Source organism: Hydrogenophaga sp. (assembly GCF_051007235.1).
Classification (GTDB): domain Bacteria; phylum Pseudomonadota; class Gammaproteobacteria; order Burkholderiales; family Burkholderiaceae_C; genus Hydrogenophaga.
On the sequence record NZ_JBPCSJ010000271.1, the window covers coordinates 1 to 1,376 of the forward strand.

Here is a 1,376-nt window from a genome sequence, read left to right on the forward strand (position 1 = left end):
GCGCCCCACAGGATGGCGGGGTTGGTCATCAGGTGGCCCACGTTGCGCACGAACATGAGCGAGCGGCCGTGCAAGCGCACCTTTTTGCCGTTGGGGCTGGTGTATTCGCGGTCGGCGTTCAGGCCGCGCGTGAGCGTCTTGCCACCCTTTTCAAACGACTCGACCAGCGTGCCCTGCAGGATGCCCAGCCAGTTGCGGTAGGCCAGCACCTTGTCCTCGGCGTCCACCGCGGCCACGGAGTCTTCCAGGTCCAGGATGGTGGACAGCGCGGCCTCGACCACCAGGTCGCTCACGCCGGCGGCGTCGGTCTTGCCGATGGCGGTGCTGCGGTTGATCTGGATTTCCAGGTGCAGGCCGTTGTGCTTGAGCAGCACGGCGCTGGGCGCCTTGGCCTCGCCCTGGAAGCCAATGAACTGGCTCTTGTCGGCCAGCTTGCTGGTGCCGCCTTCGGCCAGGGACACAACCAGTTCACCGTCCTTGTTGACCTTGTAGCCGGTGGAGCCGACGTGCGAGCCCTTCTTCAGCGGAGCGCAGCGGTCCAGCACGTAGCGCGCGTATTGAATGACCTTGGCGCCGCGCTTGGGGTTGTAGCCGCCCTTCTTGCCGACCTTCTCGCAACCCTTGTCTTCGCTGATCACGTCGGTGCCGTACAGCGCGTCGTACAGGCTGCCCCAGCGGGCGTTGGCGGCGTTCAGCGCGTAGCGGGCGTTCAGGATGGGCACCACCAGCTGCGGGCCGGCTTGGGTGGCCAGCTCGTCGTCCACGTTCTTGGTCGTGGCCTTGACCTTCTTGGGCTCGGGCACCAGGTAGCCGATGGTTTCCAGGAACTTGCGGTAGGCCACCATGTCGCGCACCGGGCCGGGGTTGGCGCTGTGCCAGGTGTCCAGCTCGGTCTGCAGGCGGTCGCGCTCGGCCAGCAGGGCGGCGTTCTTCGGGGCCAGGTCGGCCACGATGCGGTCAAAGCCCTGCCAGAAGGTGTCGCTGCTCACGCCGGTGCCGGGTAGGACCTGGGCGTTGATGAACTCGTACAGCTCGGTGGCGACCTGCAGGCCGTGGACTTGGGTGCGATCAGTCATCGAATAACTCCTAAAAAAACAAAACAAGTGGCAATGTGGGTCGTCAGGTCAGGGCAGCCGTGGAACCGGCTTTGCCGGGCCACTGGCTGCGTCTCCCCTCCCAGCGCCGACAGGCGCGCCAGAGAGGGGGGAAGCCGCGAAGAGGCGCAGGGGGGTGTTCATAGTCAGTCGAAGAAGGACAAGACCTCGCGCAGGTTCGTGGCCGTGCGCGTGGGCGGCGTGCCCAGTTCTTCAAAGGGTTGGTTCTGGCGGTTGACCCAGAGTGTGCGGTAGCCGAACCAGGTCGCGCCCAACGCGTCC

At 65.9% G+C, this 1,376-nt stretch carries 2 pseudogenes; both read right to left on the reverse strand.

Features of this window, described 5'->3' with window-relative positions:
• A pseudogene (locus tag ACR2JA_RS09745) lies at positions 1-1,076 on the reverse strand (malate synthase G); the annotation flags it as partial.
• A 164-nt stretch (positions 1,077-1,240) separates the two neighbouring features.
• Positions 1,241-1,376 (reverse strand): annotated as a pseudogene (locus ACR2JA_RS09750) (haloacid dehalogenase); the annotation flags it as partial.